Here is a 15,046-nt window from a genome sequence, read left to right on the forward strand (position 1 = left end):
ACGGTGGATACGCAATTTGGCGCGGTGTGTCGCACGATCTGGCTGATACGCCGAAATTTTTTTCTGATTGCGTTCGTGCGAGAGTCGGAACGGCGACATATTTCGAACAGATATTTTATTTGTGAGCCGTGCCGGGTCGTGCCTGATGCCAGCGGTGAAGCAATCCCTCCGGCACCTCCTCCGCCGTCAGCGCGAACACGAGATGGTCCCGCCACGCCCCGTCGATATGCAGATAGCGGGGGCGCAGTCCTTCGTCGCGGAAGCCGAGTTTCTCCACCACCCGCCGGCTCGGCGCGTTTTCCGGCCGGATGCACACCTCGATGCGGTGCAGGCCGACCGCGCGGAAGCAGTGGTCCACCGCGAGCGCCACGGCGGTCGGCATCACGCCGCGCCCGGCGACCGCCTCGTCGACCCAGTAGCCGATATGGGCGCTGCACATGGAGCCCCAGGTGATGCCGGCGACGGTGATCTGCCCGGCCAGCCGCCCCTGGTACTCGATGACGAACGGCATCATGCGGCCGGAGGCGGCCTCGTGGCGCAGGTGCCGCACCATCTGCCGGTAGGTGGGCCGCAGCGCCAGGTGGCCGGGCGGGGCGGGCGGCACGGTGGCCTCCCACGGCCGCAGCCAGTCGCGGTTGCGGCGGTTGACCTCGCGCCAGGCGCGCTGGTCGCGCATCTTTATCGGGCGGAGGAGGACGTCCCCGTCCACCAGCTCGGCCGGCCAGGACACGTTCAGCTCGGTCTCCCAGACGTAGGGTGGTCGCCGCCGCGGAGCTGGTCGACGGCGTGCACGAGCAGAGGGGCCAGCACGGCCAGCCCGTCCTTGACGCCGCCGGTGGATCCGGGGAGGTTCACCACCAGGGTGCGCCCGGCAACCCCGCACACGCCACGGGAGAGCACCGCCGTGGGCACCTTCTCGCGGCCGGCGGCGCGGATGGCCTCGGCGATGCCGGGGACCTCGTAGTCCAGCACGTCGCGGGTTACCTCGGGGGTGCGGTCGGTGGGCGAGATGCCGGTGCCGCCGGTCGTGACGACGACGTCGTAGCCCTCCGCCACCGCCTGCCGCAGGGCGTGCCCGACCGGCTCGCCGTCCGGGACGACGCGCGGGCCGTCGACGGTGAAGCCCAGCTCCGCGAGCCCGGCCACGACGAGGGGGCCGCCCCGGTCCTCGTAGACCCCGGCGGCGGCGCGGTTGGACGCGGTGATCGCGAGCGCCTTCACGAGCTGCGGCTCCAGTCCCCGGACTTGCCGCCGGTCTTCTCCTCGACCCGTACGTCGGTGATGACCGCGCCCTTGTCCACGGCCTTGACCATGTCGACGACGGTGAGCGCGGCGACGCTGACCGCGGTCAGGGCCTCCATCTCCACGCCGGTGCGGTCGGTGGTCCGCACGGTGGCGGTGATGTCGACGGAGGAGTCGCCCACGACGAGGTCGACCTTCACTCCGGAGACCGCCAGCGGGTGGCAGAGCGGGATCAGGTCGGGCGCGCGCTTGGCGCCCATGATGCCGGCGATGCGCGCGGTGGCGAGGGCGTCGCCCTTGGGAACGCCCTCGCCCCGCAGCAGTTCGATGACGCGCGGGGAGACCTGGACGCGGCCGGTGGCGCGCGCGGTGCGGGAGGTGACGTCCTTCCCGGAGACGTCGACCATCCGGGCCGCCCCCGCGTCGTCGACGTGTGTCAGACGCTGCTGTTCTGTCATCGCTACCGGCACTCCCACTGCTCGCGCGTGCTCGCGTGCTCGCGTGGGCAGTACGCTACCCGCTCAGTCGAGCAGCACCACGTCCACCTCGGAGCCCGCGGCGATCTCCGTGACGTCCTCCGGGACCACGATCAGCGAGTTCGCGTGGGCGAGTGCCCCCACCAGGTGCGATCCCGCGCCGCCCACGGGGGTGACCGTGCCCGCCGCGGCCTCGTGGCGGCCGCGCAGGAACTGGCGCTTGCCCTTCGGCGAGGAGGCCACGGCCGTCGTGCAGACCGCGCGCAGCGACGGACGGTGGACGGGCTCGACGCCCATCAGCGTGCGGATCGCGGGGCGCACGAAAAGCTCGAAGGAGACGTACGCGCTGACCGGGTTGCCCGGCAGGGCGACCAGCGGGGTGCGCTCGGGCTCCGCGGCCGCCTCCTCGTCCTCCGCGGCGGCGTCGGTGGTCGGGGGCTCGGCGCGGGCGCCCGCGTCGACGAAGCCGAATCCCTGCGGCTTGCCGGGCTGCATGGCGAGCGTGCGGAACTCGATCTCCTCGCCCAGCGCCTCCTTGACCACGTCGTACGCGCCGACGCTGACGCCGCCGCTGGTGACCACCAGGTCGGCGCGGATCAACTGGTCCTCGACGGTGGCGCGGAAGGTCTCGGCGTCGTCGGCGACCGCGCCGACGCGGTACGCCTGGGCACCGGCGTCCCGCGCGGCGGCGGTGAGCATGTAGCTGTTGGAGTCGTGGATGCGCCCGGGGCCGAGCGCCTCGCCGGGCGGCACGAGCTCGCTGCCGGTGGACACCACGACGACCCTCGGCCGGGGCCGCACCCGCACCGCGGCCCGGCCGACGGCGGCGAGCAGCGCGATCTGCGGCGGACCCAGCACCGTGCCCGCGGCAAGGGCCAGCTCACCCGCGGCCACGTCGCTGCCGCGGGCGCGGACGTGCGCGCCCGCCTCGACCTGCCGGTAGACCCGGACCTCTCCGCTGGACGCGCCGGGGGTGCGGCTCGCGGCGGGCATGCCGGTGACGGGGCCCGCCTCGCCGCTGCCGCCGTCGGTCCACTCGACCGGGACGACGGCCTCGGCACCGGGCGGCAGCGGGGCGCCCGTCATGATGCGCGCGGCCTCGCCCGGGCCGACGGCCGGTGGCTCGCCGCTGCCGGCGGCCACGTCACCGATGACGGTGAGCACGGCCGGATGCTCGCCGCTCGCGCCCTGGGTGTCGGTGGTGCGGACCGCGTAGCCGTCCATCGAGCTGTTCTCGAAGGGCGGCAGCGACACCGGCACCATGACGTCCTCGACCAGCACGCACCCCTGGGCGTCGAGGATTTGCAGCTCGATCGGCTCCAGTGGCCTCAACTGCCGGAGGATGTTGTCGAGGTGTTCCGAGACGGACCAGACGCGATCGGCACCGGCGGCCGTACTTCTGCTCAAGCCTGCATCTCCTCGTTGACATACGAACGCAGCCAGGACCGGAAGTCCGGGCCCAGGTCATCACGTTCGCATGCCAGTCGGACAATGGCACGCAGATAGTCGGCACGGTCTCCGGTGTCGTAACGCCGGCCCTTGAAGATCACGCCGTGCACGGGCCCGTCCGGGCCGCCCTCCTGGGCCAGTTCGCGCAGGGCGTCGGTCAGCTGGATCTCGCCGCCGCGGCCCGGCTGCGTCTTGCCGAGCACGCCGAAGATGGCCGGGTCCAGGACGTAGCGGCCGATGATGGCGTACGAGGAGGGGGCCTCGCCCGGTGCGGGCTTCTCCACGAGGTCGGTGATCCTGACCACGTTCGCGTCGTCGGTGGGGACCACCGCGGCGCTGCCGTAGAGGTGGATCTGGCTCGGGTCGACCTCCATCAGCGCGACGACGCTGCCGCCGTGCCGCTCCTGCACGTCGATCATGGTGCTGAGCAGCGGGTCGCGGGGGTCGATCAGGTCGTCGCCGAGGAGGACCGCGAAAGGCTGGTCGCCGACGTGCGGCTCGGCGCAGAGCACAGCGTGGCCCAGGCCCCGGGGGTTGCCCTGGCGGACGTAGTGCATGGTGGCCAGGTCGCTGGACTCCTGGACCTTGGCGAGCCGCGACTCGTCGCCCTTGCGGGTCAGGGCCTCTTCGAGCTCGTAGTTGCGGTCGAAGTGGTCCTCGAGCGGGCGCTTGTTGCGGCCGGTGATCATGAGGACATCGGAGAGGTTGGCCGCGACGGCCTCCTCGACCACGTACTGGATGGCGGGCTTGTCCACGACCGGCAGCATTTCCTTGGGCGTCGCCTTGGTGGCGGGAAGGAAACGGGTGCCGAGGCCGGCTGCGGGGATGACAGCCTTGCTGATCCGAGTACGCGCGTGAGTCATGGTCTGCACAATAACCGCTGCATATGAGGTGAAGATGAAGTTCCGGTTGCTTGAAGGGGATAGGCGGCGATTGTGGGCCAAATGAGTGGCAGCCACGGTAGCAAGGCCGGGTTGCGAGAACATCTCCTCCAGGTGAGGAGTGAGTTTACGGCTGGTTTCCGCGCGGAGGCGGAGCGGGGGATCGCGCGACACGCGCTGGAGTCGCCCGAACTGTCGGTTGCGTCACAGACCGTGGCGGCCTACGTCTCGATGGGCGCGGAACCGGGCACCCGCGCGCTGCTGGAGGCGCTGCGCGAGCGCGGCGAGCGGGTGCTGCTGCCCGTCCTGCTGCCGGACAACGATCTGGACTGGGGGCGCTACGAGGGCCCGGACGCGCTCGTGCGGACCGAACGCGGCCTGTACGAGCCCACCGGCCCCCGCCTCGGCCCCGAAGCCGTCACGGGCGCCCACACCGTGCTGCTGCCGGGCCTCGCGGTCGACGCGCGCGGCCTGCGACTGGGGCGCGGCGGCGGCAGTTACGACCGCGTGCTGGCCCGGCTGGAGGCGGCCGGGGCGACACCGGCCCTGGTGGTCCTGCTGTACGGGCACGAGGTGCTGGAGCGCGTGCCCGCCGAGCCGCACGACCGGCCGGTGGACGCGGTGGTCACCCCGGACGGTGTACGGCGTTTCGGGGGGCCGGAGAGCCACGAGAGCCACGAGAGCCGCTGAACACGCGTGAGGGGCGGGCCCATCCGGGCCCGCCCCTCAACGTACTTCCGGCGTCAACTCCTCACGGGGTCAACGCGAGTGTGTCCTCCGTCGACGCGTCGACGGACCGCTGGGTGAACGCCCACGGCAGGAGCTCGCCCTTGGCCCACTTCGTCGTCTGGTCCGAGTAGTGCGCGCTGTAGGCGTGGCCGGAGGCGCCGGTGAGGTTGATCCACCGCGACTTGTCGAAGTCGTCCAGCGAGACCACCATCCGCATCGATGGCACCCAGACCACCTCGTAGCCGCCGGCCGCGTTCCAGCCGGTGGCGTCGACCGCCGCCTCGCCGCCGCCGAGGTTCCACGGGCCGCGGTTGAGCAGCCAGCGGACGACGGCCGGGCCGCCGGTGCCCAGCGTCTGGTTGCGCAGGGTCAGCTGGTGCAGCCGGCCCCAGCTCCAGGTGTCGATGTTCTTGCCGAGCTTGGCGGTCAGCTCATAGCGGGCGTCCTTCATGGCCTGGGCGAGCAGCTCGTCGCGGGTCGTGCGCGGCTTGCCGCTGTCCTTGTCGAAGAAGGCCGTCGGGGACGTGGTCCACCACGGGTTGTCCGGCTCGTCGATGATCGACCGCACGACCTCGAACCAGCGGTCGCCGCCGTCCGGCTGCGCCTGGTCCGCGTCGCGCTGGCCGCACTCCCGCACCAGCTTGGACTTGCCGCTGAGGTCGTCGACCGGACCGGACCTGTCGATCGCCGGCACGGTCAGGCACTGCCCCTTCGGCCGCAGCTCCTTGGGCAGCTTGTTGCCGAAGGCGAGCTTGAGGGTGTTGCGCCAGACCGCGTTGAAGTAGGCCGCGGCCGCGGAGTCCGCGTCCTGGTTGTAGTCCCAGGTCTCCAGCAGCTTCTGCGCATTGCGGACGTAGTCGTCCTTGTCGTTCTTGATGTCGATCTTCAGCAGGACCGGCACCAGCAGCTTGGCGATCTCGCTGCTGTTGTCGCTCTGCATCTTCTGCATGTCGTCCATCGAGACCAGACCGCCGTCCTTGATCTTGGACTGGATCAGGTCGTTGATCCGCTGGCTACGGGTGCCATAGCCCCAGTCCTTGGTCAGCAGGTAGGGGTAGCGCTCGTCGACGACGGCCTGGTTGGCGGTGACGATGTAGCCGCGCGGGGGGTCGTACTCCCACGGCATGGCATCGAAGGGGATCCACTTCTCCCCGTTCGCCCCCCAGTGGTACTTCGGGTCCCAGCCGGGGGCCGGGTACGTGCCGTCGTAGCCCTTGGCGCGGACCGGGATCCGGCCGGGGGCCTGGTAGCCGATGTGGCCCTTGGCGCCCTTGTTGTCGGCGTAGATCAGGTTCTGGGACGGAACGGCGAAGTCGCGGGCGGCGGCCCGGAACTGATTCCAGTCGGTCGCCGTGTCGAGCTTGAAGACCGCGTCCATGGTGTTGGACGCGTCCAGCGCCGTCCAGCGCAGGGAGATCGCATAGCCGTCGCCGCGGTCGGGGGCGGAGTTGGGCACCGGCGCCCGGTCGCCGACCTTGAGCAGTTCGGAGCTGCGGTCGGAGACCACCGGGCCGTTGTTGGTAGTGCGGACGGTGATCGTGCGGTCCGCTCCCCCGGCGACCTTGATCGTCTCCTGGCGGGTACCGAGGGGAACCTGCTTGCCGTTGTAGAGGTAGCTGTCGTCGCTCAGCTTCTCCAGGTACAGGTCGGTGACGTCGGCTCCCAGGTTGGTCATGCCCCAGGCGATCGACTGGTTGTGGCCGATGACCACGCCCGGCATGCCGGAGAAGGTGTAGCCGGCGACGTCGAAGGGGCAGGCCTCGGAGACCGTCGTGCAGTGCAGGCCCATCTGGTACCAGAGCGAGGGCATCTGGGGCGCCAGGTGCGGGTCGTTGGCGAGCAGCGGCTTGCCGGTGGTGGTGTGGTCACCGGCGACGACCCAGGAGTTGGAGCCGATTCCGTTGCCGTTGGGGCCGAGGAGCGCCGGGATCTGGTCGAGGGTGCCGGAGAGCGAGGCGAGCTGGGACTGCAGGCTGCCGGCGGCTTCGTCGACGGTGGTGCCGGTGCCTGCATCGGTGCCAGTGCCGGTTCCCGTGCCGGTGTCGGCGTTCGTGCCGGTGCCGGTTCCCGTACCGGTGCCCGAAGTGTCGCCAGATGCACCGCTCGTGGTGGAATTGGGCGGTTCGTAAGCACCCGTAACGGTATTGACCGTTCCGGTGTCGACGATCGGCTTGTGCTGCTTGTACGGATATGTCGGGTAGAGGCTCGCGATCTGCTTCGCGTTCAACCGGCTGGTCAGCAACGCGCGGTCGATCTCGTCCTGCATGTTGCCGCGCAGGTCCCACGCCATGGCCTTGAGCCAGGCGACCGAGTCGACCGGCGTCCACTTCTCCGGCGTGTAGTCGTTGGTCAGCTGCAGGGCCGCGTACTCCACGGACAGGTCGGCACCCTTGTGGCCCGCCAAGTAGGCGTTGACGCCGTCCGAGTAGGCCTGCAGGTAGTCCTTGGTGGTCTGCGAGAGCTTGTCGTCGTACTCGGTCTGCGCGACCCGGCGCCAGCCCAGCGTGCGCAGGAAGGCGTCGGTCTCCACCTGGCCGCTGCCGAACATCTCCGAGAGGCGGCCGGCGGTCAGGTGCCGGCGCACGTCCATCTCGTAGAAACGGTCCTGGGCCTGGACATACCCCTGGGCGCGGAAGAGGTCCTGCGGGGTGTCCGCGTAGATCTGCGGGACGCCACTGCCGTCCCGTTTGACCTGGACGGGCCCGGACAGGCCCTTGAGCTGCAGGGTTCCGGTGGTCTGCGGGAGGGAGGCGCGGACGGTCGCCACGCTCCAGTACGACCCGAAGGCGATGCCCGCCACCAGCAGGAGTACGACCCCGATCACGATCAGGCGCACGCGGCGGGACTTTGTCTTGGGGGGCATCGATGTCCTTCGAGGGCAGGGTGGACCGATTGCTAGGGGCCACCTTAGGCGTAGTGTCCGGCGGCCTCCCAAGCGGTGCCGGGAGCGAGGACGGAAGCGGTATGGAAGCGGGATGAAAGCGGTGCGACAGCGGCTCCCGGACGGCCCGCAGAGATCGCAGCGACCCCAAGCACAGGTAAAATATTAGGTAAGGCAATGAACTGCGGTGAAAGGACGGGCTCCTGACTGTCGACCGCCTCAACGAGCTCCTGCTGGTGTGCGCCGCCGTGCTGCTCATCGCAGTCGCCGCGGTGCGCCTGTCGTCGCGCAGCGGACTGCCGACCCTGCTGATCTATCTGGGCATCGGCGTCGCGATCGGGCAGGACGGCCTCGGCGTCAAATTCGACAACGCCGGACTGACCCAAGTGCTGGGATATGCCGCGCTTGTGGTGATTCTGGCGGAAGGTGGCCTGGGCACCAAGTGGCGGGAGATCAAGCCGGCGGTGCCGGCCGCCGCGGCGCTCGCGACCGTCGGGATCGCGTTCAGCGTCGGCGTCACCGCGGCGGGCGGGCACTATCTCGTCGGGCTCGACTGGCGGCAGTCGATCATCATCGGCGCCGTGGTGTCCTCCACCGACGCCGCGGCGGTCTTCTCCGTGCTGCGCCGGGTGCCGCTGCCGACCCGGCTGACCGGCATCCTGGAGGCCGAGTCGGGCTTCAACGACGCGCCCGTGGTCATCCTGGTCGTCGCCTTCTCCGAGCACTGGCCGGTGCACAACTGGGGTGTCCTGCTGGGCGAGATCATCCTGGAGCTGGCGATCGGCGCCGTCGTCGGCATCGCGGTCGGCCTGCTCGGCGCGTACGCCATGCGCCACGTCGCGCTGCCCGCCTCCGGCCTCTACCCGATCGCGGTCATGGCCATCGCCGTCGTCGCGTACGCGGGCGGGGCCATGGCACACGGCTCGGGCTTCCTCGCCGTCTACGTCGCCTCCGTCGTGCTCGGCAACGCCAAGCTCCCGCACCGGCCGGCCACCCGCGGCTTCGCCGAGGGGCTCGCCTGGATCGCGCAGATCGGGCTGTTCGTCCTCCTGGGCCTGCTGGTGACCCCACACGAACTGGGCGACGACATCGTGCCGGCGATCGTCGTCGGGCTCGTGCTGACGATGGTGGCCCGGCCGCTGTCGGTGACGGCGAGCCTGCTGCCGTTCCGTACGCCCTTCCGCGAACAGGTGTTGATCTCCTGGGCGGGACTGCGCGGCGCGGTACCCATCGTGCTGGCCACCATTCCGATGGTGGCCAAGGTCGAGCAGAGCGAGCGGGTCTTCAACATCGTCTTCGTGCTGGTGATCGTCTACACCCTCGTGCAGGGGCCGACCCTGCCGTGGATCGCCAAGGCACTGCGGATCGGCGACCCTGGCGCGGCCGAGGACCTGGGCATCGAATCGGCCCCGCTGGAACGGCTGCGCGGCCACCTGCTGTCGGTGCGCATCCCCTCGCGGTCGCGCATGCACGGCGTGGAGGTCAACGAACTGCGGCTGCCGCCGGGGGCGGCCGTCACGCTGGTCGTACGGGAGGGCAAGAGCTTCGTGCCGCTGCCGACGACCGTGCTGCGGACCGGCGACGAGCTTTTGGTCGTCGCGACCGACCCGGTGCGCGACCGGGCCGAGGCGCGCCTCCGCGCGGTCGGTCGGGGCGGCAAGCTGGCCGGATGGCTGGAATCGGGCCGCGAAACCAGCCGTTAACATGGGTGCTCGACAGTCACCACCAACTCTGCCTGACGCAGAGCTGGCGCGACCGCCCGGCGGCCGGACACCCGGTATCTACCTCGGTCAAGCGCGAGAGGACAGCTCTCGGCGCACCGCACGCGACCAGGCGTCCAGGGTGCGCTACCAGGCGGCAGAAAGGCCCGGGCCGTGGCATCCACGGTCACTCGATCCTCCCGTCGTTCGCCGCTGAAGCCCCGCCGGGACCGGCGGGGCCGCCGGAACCGGGACCTCCGGGACCGCGCGTCCGGCGCGGCGCGCCCCGGCTACGGACAGCTGCTGCGCACGCCCGGCGTGTGGAGCTTCCTGCTGCCCGGCTTCACGGCCCGGCAGCCCTTCGCGATGCTGACGATCGGCATCGTGCTGCTGGTGCAGCACACCACCGGCTCCTACGGCACGGCGGGGGCGGTCTCCGCGGTCACCGGCGTCGCCATGGCGCTGTTCGCCCCGCAGAGCGGCAAGCTCGCCGACCGCTTCGGGCAGGGCGCGGTGCTCGTTCCCGGTGTGATCGTGCACTCGGCGGCCGTGACGCTGCTGGCACTGCTCGCCCTCGCGCACGCCCCGCTGTGGGCGCTGCTGGCGGTGGCGGTGCCGGCGGGCGCCTCGGTTCCGCAGATCGGGCCCATGGTGCGCGCACGCTGGGCGGCCACCCTGCCGGCCGGGTCCCCGCTGCTGCAGACCGCCGCGGCCTTCGAGTCGGTGACCGACGAGTTCACCTTCGTCATCGGACCGGTGCTGGCCACGGCGCTGAGCACCGGCGTCCACCCGGCGGCGGGGCTGCTGGCCGAGGCCGCGCTGACCCTGGCCGGCGGTCTGATCTTCGCGGTGCAGCGACGGACCGCGCCCGAGCCGGCCGCCCGTGGCGCGGGCGGCGCCCGCGAGCGGCCGCCCTCGGCGCTGGCCGTGCCGGGCGTGCGGGTGCTCGCGGTCGCTTTCCTCGGCATCGGCGCCGTCTTCGGCGGCATGCAGGTCTCGATGACGGCCTTCACCGAGGAGATCGGGCGGCCGGGCATCAACGGCCTGCTGTACGGCACCTTCGCGGCGGGCAACATGCTGGCGGGCATCGTCTGCGGCGCGATCGCCTGGAAGTCCGGGCCCCGGCGGCGGATGGTCGTCGGCTACGCCGCGCTGACCGCGGCCACCTCGATGCTCTGGGCGGCACACGCCGTTCCGCTGCTCGGCGGACTCGGGCTGCTGGTGGGGCTGACCATCGCCCCGGCGCTGATCACCGGCTACACCCTGGTGGAATCGCTGGTGCCGGCGCGGATCCGCACGGAGGCGTTCACCTGGCTGACGGGCGCGGTCGCGCTCGGGCAGGCGGTGGCGGCGACGGCCGCCGGCCGGCTCGCTGACGGCATCGGCGCGAGCGCCGGATTCACCGTGCCCCTGGCCGGTACCGCGCTGGCCCTGATCACCTTGCTGGCACTGCGCGGCAGGCTCGCCCCGAGGTCCGCGGGACTGGTCGCGGCACGCGGCGACGGCAGTGGTATCGGTCACCGAGTGCCGGTCACGGTGGACTGACGCCGCGGAATGCTGCACTATTGACCGTCGTTAGCACTCACTGAGTCAGAGTGCCAGGAGGAGCAAGTGCCGACCTATCAGTACCAGTGCACCGAGTGCGGCGAGGGCCTCGAGGCGGTGCAGAAGTTCAGCGACGACGCGCTCACCGAGTGCCCGGCGTGCCACGGCCGCCTGCGCAAGGTCTTCTCGGCGGTCGGCGTTGTCTTCAAGGGTTCCGGTTTCTACCGGACCGACAGCCGCGGCTCGTCGTCCAGCAGCGCCCCGGCGGCCACGGCCGGCAGCGGCTCGGAGTCGAAGTCGTCCTCGTCTTCGTCTTCGTCTTCGTCCGGCTCGTCGTCTTCTTCGACGGGCTCGTCCTCGGGCACCGGCGGCTCCTCGTCGAGCTCGGCGAGCACCTCCGCCGCCTGAGCGGAGTGCTGCGGAGTGCTTGAGCGGCCGCCTGACCGGATCGCCTGAGCGGCGCCTCACTTTCGGGCGAAGGCCCCCGACGATTTCCGTTCCGGAAGTCGTCGGGGGCCTTCTGCGCGAGTGGTCGCAGCGCGGCCGTCCCCGACGGGTTTCGCCGTGCACGGCCAAGGCCCTGGGCCGCAGACTGGAAGCATGCTGAGCGGTTGGGTGGTCGACCGGCCCGGGCCCATGATCACGGAGCCACTGGTGCGTGTCGGACGGCCGAAACCGGTACCGGGACCGACGGAGCTGCTGCTGCGCGTCGAGGCGTGCGGCGTCTGCCGGACCGATCTCCACCTGGCCGAGGGAGACCTTCCCCCGCACCGCCGGGAGACCGTCCCCGGGCACGAGGTCGTCGGGCGCGTCATCGCCACCGGTGAGCTCGCCCACCGCTTCACCGAGGGCGACCGCGTCGGCGTGGCCTGGTTGCGCGGCACCTGCGGAAGCTGCGCCTACTGCCGGTCCGGCCGGGAGAACCTGTGCCCGCACTCCCTTTACACCGGCTGGGACGCCGACGGCGGCTTCGCGGACTTCACCAGCGTCCCGGAGGACTACGCGTACGCCCTGCCCGAGGACGCCGAGGGCCGCGACGCCGTGCACCTGGCGCCCCTGCTGTGCGCCGGGATCATCGGCTACCGCGCGCTGCGCCGCAGCGATCTGCCGTCCGGTGGACGACTGGGCATCTACGGCTTCGGGGCCTCGGCGCACATCGCCGCGCAGGTCGCGCTGGCCGAAGGCGCGACCGTGCATGTGCTCACCCGGTCGGCGAAGGCGCGCGAGCTCGCGCTGGAACTCGGTGCGGCCTCGGCGGCCGGTTCCGACGCCCGGCCCCCGGAACCGCTCGACGCGGCGATCCTCTTCGCGCCCGTCGGCGATCTGGTGCCGGTCGCCCTGGAGGCCCTGGACCGGGGTGGCACGCTGGCCGTCGCCGGCATCCACCTGACCGACATCCCCTCGCTCAACTATCAGCGCCATCTGTTCCAGGAACGGACTCTGCGCAGTGTCACCTCCAACACCAGACAGGACGGACAGGAGTTCCTGGCCCTGGCGGCCAGGATCGGGATCAGGGTGACCGCCACCCCGTACCCGCTGGACCACGCCGACCGGGCCCTGGGAGATCTGGCCGCCGACCGCGTGAACGGCGCCGCCGTGCTCGTGCCGGGCTGACGGCAGGAGGCCCCGGCCCCCGGCTCCCGGCCTCCGGCCCCCGGCTCACTCGCCGCGTATCAGGCAGCCCGTGACGTTCGAGGGGACGATGCGTATCCACAGGTCGTCGGTGCCGTCGGCCCACGGATCCGGGTGTGCGTCCTCGGCGAGCGCGCGCACCTCGTCGGAGTCGGTGACGTGCTCGGTTATCCCCAGGAGCAGCACACTCCAGCCGGCGCTGAGGGACGCGTCGAACTGATCGACCTCGAAGGCCACCTCGGTGCCGTGCCCGGCTGCCGGCGGGGACTGCGGCGCCGTGCGGTAGACGATGGCGCCGTCGACAACGGCGTAGATGACCGGCAGCACGGCGGGATGGCCCGTGGTGGTGGTCAGCGCGACCCTGCCGACATCCTGCCCGGACAGCCGTCTCCAGCACTCGTCAGGACCGAGGTCGCACGGGACCGGATGCCCGGTCGCGGCCGTGTCCGGGCAGTTCTCGGTGTCGCCGCCGAGCAGCCGGCTCGCTGTGGTCCGCAAGGCGCCCGCAAGACGGAGCAGGGCGTTGGTGCCGATGGTGTGGTGGCACTGCTCCTCCACGTAGCGCACGTAGCCCGGGGTCATCCCGGCCCGTGTGGCCACTTCCTCGCGGCTGAGCCCCAGTTGCTCCCGCCGCCGTGCGACGCGGCGGGCCACATCGCCCGGGTGGGACCTGGAGTTTCCGGACGGGTCGTCGTGCAAGGTCTGCCTGGGCACGTCGACCACCTCCCGTTGTCGGGCTCAGGCACTTCGGTTCGCTAACCAGCACACCACCGCCCGCGCCGTGCCGCCAGGTCTGGGCTCGTCATCCCCTCGACCGGGCGACGAAGTTATCCACAACCGGTGAGTTGTCCACAGGCCGGAAACGGGCGTCGGCGCGGTGCGGCATCGTGGTTCGTGCCGGTCCGGACAGCGAGGTCCGCGCAGAGGCGAGTGACGGGGGTGGTCCCGGTGATGGACATGACGGGCGTGAGGGGCGTGAAGGGCATGAACGGCGTGAGGGGCGCGGCAGGCATGAATGGCACGGAGAGCGTGGCTGGCGCGACGGGTGTGGGTGGTGTGGCGACAGCGGCAGCGGGTGCGGTCCCCCGGGCGGGGGCCGGGGCGCCGGCGCCGTACCCGGTGCCGGACTTCGCACCGATCAGGGCGGGCGGTGGGAGCCATCGCCTGCGACGGGTGCTGCGGCGGCGCCGCCGGATGGTCGCGGCGGGCCTGGCCATGACGGCCGCGGCGGTCGCGGCCTCCACGCCCAGGGAGGCCCCTCGTCCCGCGTGGTCCGGCCGGGCGGGGCCCACGCCGGCGGCGGTCGCGGCGGCGCGGGACACGGTGCGCGCGCCGGTGCGGATCGCGGACGCGGGGGCGGTACGGCTCGTGCGCCCCGGCGACCGGGTGGACGTGATGGCCGCGGCGCGGATCGTCGCGCGGGGCGCGCCCGTGGTGGCCGTGCCGCGGGAGTCCGCCGCCTTCTCCGGGGGCCTCGGCCTTGACTCCGGGGGCGGCGGCAGCGGGGCGCTGATCGTGCTCTCGGTTCCGCGCGGGACGGCCGCCGCGCTCTCCGGCGCCGCGACGGAGACCCCTCTGTCGCTGGCGGTGCGGTGACTGCGGACCGAGGCGGCCCGGGTCGGAGGGGGCGGGTCGGGGCGAGTCGGACAGGGGCGTGTCGCACGGCCCGCGAGCCCGTACCCTCAGAGGCCGAACCGCCCACGGACCCCAGGGTTCCGCCGTCCGTCCCGTGGTGGGACCCGCTGCTCGTCGGGGTTCCGTAGGCCGAACCTGCACGGTCGTTCGAAAGGAAATCGTCCCTTGAAGGGCTTCAAAGCCTTCCTTCTGCGTGGCAATGTCGTCGAGCTCGCTGTCGCCGTCGTCGTCGGCGCGGCCTTCAGCAAGATCGTCGACGCGTTCGTGAAGGGCCTCATCAACCCGGTGATCGGTGCCATCGGCACCAAGAACCTCGACGGCTACATCGTCTGCATCGAGAAGCCCTGCGTCGCCTCCGGAGGCGAGCTCACGAAAGGCGTGGGCCTGCTGTGGGGCTCCGTGGCCGGTGCCGCGCTGACCTTCCTGATCACGGCCGCGGTCGTGTACTTCCTGCTGATCCTCCCGATGAACAAGCTCAACGAGCGGCGCAAGGCCGGCCAGGGCGAAGAGGCCGAGGCCGGTCCGACCGAGCTGGAGCTGCTCACCGAGATCCGCGACCTGCTCGCGCGCCAGCAGGGCAACGGCGGCGGTTACACCGTCCCGGCGCCCTACGACCACGGCGGCGGGAACCGGACGCGCCAGTAGGCACGGCGCGCCCGTCTCAGATGTGGTGCGGGGGCTTCTCGTCGAGGAAGCGCGCGAGATCTCCCGCACCGCCCTGCCCCGCGCGCTCGCCCCAGCCCGCGTCGGTGTCGTCGCTCGACTGCCGCTCCAGCGGATCGTCGAAGACCAGCGCCGTCGCGGGGTCGCGCTGATCGCGCGGCCGGCCGGACGCGGACGGAGAAACGGGGCGGGGGTCGGAACTGCTCATGGGGT

General features: G+C 71.7%; 15 protein-coding genes. 7 read left to right on the forward strand and 8 right to left on the reverse strand.

Features of this window, described 5'->3' with window-relative positions:
• Positions 1-115 precede the first annotated feature (115 nt).
• The 5 genes from ACFWVC_RS11140 to galU form a co-directional block, all read right to left on the reverse strand.
• Complete coding sequence (locus ACFWVC_RS11140; protein ID WP_384282522.1) at positions 116-736, reverse strand: GNAT family N-acetyltransferase; 621 nt, start codon at positions 734-736, stop codon at positions 116-118.
• Positions 733-1,221, reverse strand: a complete 489-nt coding sequence (locus ACFWVC_RS11145) for a molybdenum cofactor biosynthesis protein B (RefSeq protein ID WP_384282159.1) — start codon at positions 1,219-1,221, stop codon at positions 733-735. Before ACFWVC_RS11145 ends, ACFWVC_RS11140 begins: the two co-directional genes overlap by 4 nt.
• Positions 1,218-1,700 (reverse strand): cyclic pyranopterin monophosphate synthase MoaC, encoded by a 483-nt coding sequence (gene moaC, locus ACFWVC_RS11150; protein ID WP_384282164.1) that lies wholly within the window; start codon positions 1,698-1,700, stop codon positions 1,218-1,220. The genes ACFWVC_RS11145 and moaC overlap by 4 nt, the downstream gene beginning before the upstream one ends.
• A gap of 63 nt (positions 1,701-1,763) precedes the next feature.
• The gene (gene glp, locus ACFWVC_RS11155) at positions 1,764-3,125 is read right to left on the reverse strand and encodes a gephyrin-like molybdotransferase Glp (RefSeq protein ID WP_384282169.1); all 1,362 of its coding nucleotides are present in this window, start codon (positions 3,123-3,125) and stop codon (positions 1,764-1,766) included.
• A complete protein-coding gene (galU, locus tag ACFWVC_RS11160) occupies positions 3,122-4,030 on the reverse strand; it encodes a UTP--glucose-1-phosphate uridylyltransferase GalU (protein WP_384282172.1) in 909 nt (302 codons plus the stop codon). Before galU ends, glp begins: the two co-directional genes overlap by 4 nt.
• A gap of 81 nt (positions 4,031-4,111) precedes the next feature.
• Here galU and ACFWVC_RS11165 point away from each other — a divergent pair, with 81 nt between their 5' ends.
• On the forward strand, positions 4,112-4,738 hold the full coding sequence (locus ACFWVC_RS11165) for a 5-formyltetrahydrofolate cyclo-ligase (RefSeq protein ID WP_384282175.1): 627 nt from the start codon (positions 4,112-4,114) through the stop codon (positions 4,736-4,738).
• Positions 4,739-4,799: 61 nt separating this feature from the next.
• On the opposite strand, the gene ACFWVC_RS11170 is transcribed toward ACFWVC_RS11165, so the two are convergent.
• Positions 4,800-7,640: a penicillin acylase family protein gene (locus ACFWVC_RS11170; RefSeq protein WP_384282178.1), complete on the reverse strand. Its 2,841-nt coding sequence runs from the start codon at positions 7,638-7,640 to the stop codon at positions 4,800-4,802.
• A 221-nt stretch (positions 7,641-7,861) separates the two neighbouring features.
• Here ACFWVC_RS11170 and ACFWVC_RS11175 point away from each other — a divergent pair, with 221 nt between their 5' ends.
• From ACFWVC_RS11175 to ACFWVC_RS11190, 4 genes are all read left to right on the forward strand, one after another.
• Positions 7,862-9,361, forward strand: coding sequence for a potassium/proton antiporter (locus ACFWVC_RS11175; protein ID WP_384282525.1), 1,500 nt, complete (start codon positions 7,862-7,864; stop codon positions 9,359-9,361).
• 297 nt (positions 9,362-9,658) lie between these two features.
• Positions 9,659-10,903, forward strand: coding sequence for an MFS transporter (locus tag ACFWVC_RS11180; RefSeq protein ID WP_384282527.1), 1,245 nt, complete (start codon positions 9,659-9,661; stop codon positions 10,901-10,903).
• A 66-nt stretch (positions 10,904-10,969) separates the two neighbouring features.
• Positions 10,970-11,311, forward strand: coding sequence for an FmdB family zinc ribbon protein (locus ACFWVC_RS11185; protein WP_384282181.1), 342 nt, complete (start codon positions 10,970-10,972; stop codon positions 11,309-11,311).
• Between the two features lie 195 nt (positions 11,312-11,506).
• A complete protein-coding gene (locus tag ACFWVC_RS11190) occupies positions 11,507-12,517 on the forward strand; it encodes a zinc-dependent alcohol dehydrogenase family protein (RefSeq protein WP_384282530.1) in 1,011 nt (336 codons plus the stop codon).
• Positions 12,518-12,562: 45 nt separating this feature from the next.
• Here ACFWVC_RS11190 and ACFWVC_RS11195 read toward each other — a convergent pair whose 3' ends face one another.
• Positions 12,563-13,249, reverse strand: coding sequence for a helix-turn-helix domain-containing protein (locus tag ACFWVC_RS11195; RefSeq protein WP_384282184.1), 687 nt, complete (start codon positions 13,247-13,249; stop codon positions 12,563-12,565).
• Positions 13,250-13,708: 459 nt separating this feature from the next.
• Here ACFWVC_RS11195 and ACFWVC_RS11200 point away from each other — a divergent pair, with 459 nt between their 5' ends.
• Both ACFWVC_RS11200 and mscL read left to right on the forward strand, forming a co-directional pair.
• Complete coding sequence (locus tag ACFWVC_RS11200) at positions 13,709-14,131, forward strand: hypothetical protein (protein WP_384282187.1); 423 nt, start codon at positions 13,709-13,711, stop codon at positions 14,129-14,131.
• Between the two features lie 204 nt (positions 14,132-14,335).
• The gene (gene mscL / locus ACFWVC_RS11205) at positions 14,336-14,815 is read left to right on the forward strand and encodes a large conductance mechanosensitive channel protein MscL (protein ID WP_384282190.1); all 480 of its coding nucleotides are present in this window, start codon (positions 14,336-14,338) and stop codon (positions 14,813-14,815) included.
• A gap of 16 nt (positions 14,816-14,831) precedes the next feature.
• Here the strand turns inward: mscL and ACFWVC_RS11210 are convergent, their stop codons facing one another.
• Positions 14,832-15,041 (reverse strand): hypothetical protein, encoded by a 210-nt coding sequence (locus ACFWVC_RS11210; RefSeq protein ID WP_384282193.1) that lies wholly within the window; start codon positions 15,039-15,041, stop codon positions 14,832-14,834.
• Positions 15,042-15,046: the final 5 nt, after the last annotated feature.

The sequence above is a fragment of the Streptomyces sp. NPDC058691 genome, from assembly GCF_042714775.1.
GTDB lineage: Bacteria > Actinomycetota > Actinomycetes > Streptomycetales > Streptomycetaceae > Actinacidiphila.

What these genes read in the sequence shown, in the direction of transcription:
- ACFWVC_RS11165 (WP_384282175.1), top strand. Translation starts at nt 4,112, where the DNA reads ATGAGTGGCAGCCACGGTAGCAAGGCCGGGTTGCGAGAACATCTCCTC.
- galU (WP_384282172.1), bottom strand. Translation starts at nt 4,030, where the DNA reads ATGACTCACGCGCGTACTCGGATCAGCAAGGCTGTCATCCCCGCAGCC.
- ACFWVC_RS11210 (WP_384282193.1), bottom strand. Translation starts at nt 15,041, where the DNA reads ATGAGCAGTTCCGACCCCCGCCCCGTTTCTCCGTCCGCGTCCGGCCGG.
- moaC (WP_384282164.1), bottom strand. Translation starts at nt 1,700, where the DNA reads ATGACAGAACAGCAGCGTCTGACACACGTCGACGACGCGGGGGCGGCC.
- ACFWVC_RS11170 (WP_384282178.1), bottom strand. Translation starts at nt 7,640, where the DNA reads ATGCCCCCCAAGACAAAGTCCCGCCGCGTGCGCCTGATCGTGATCGGG.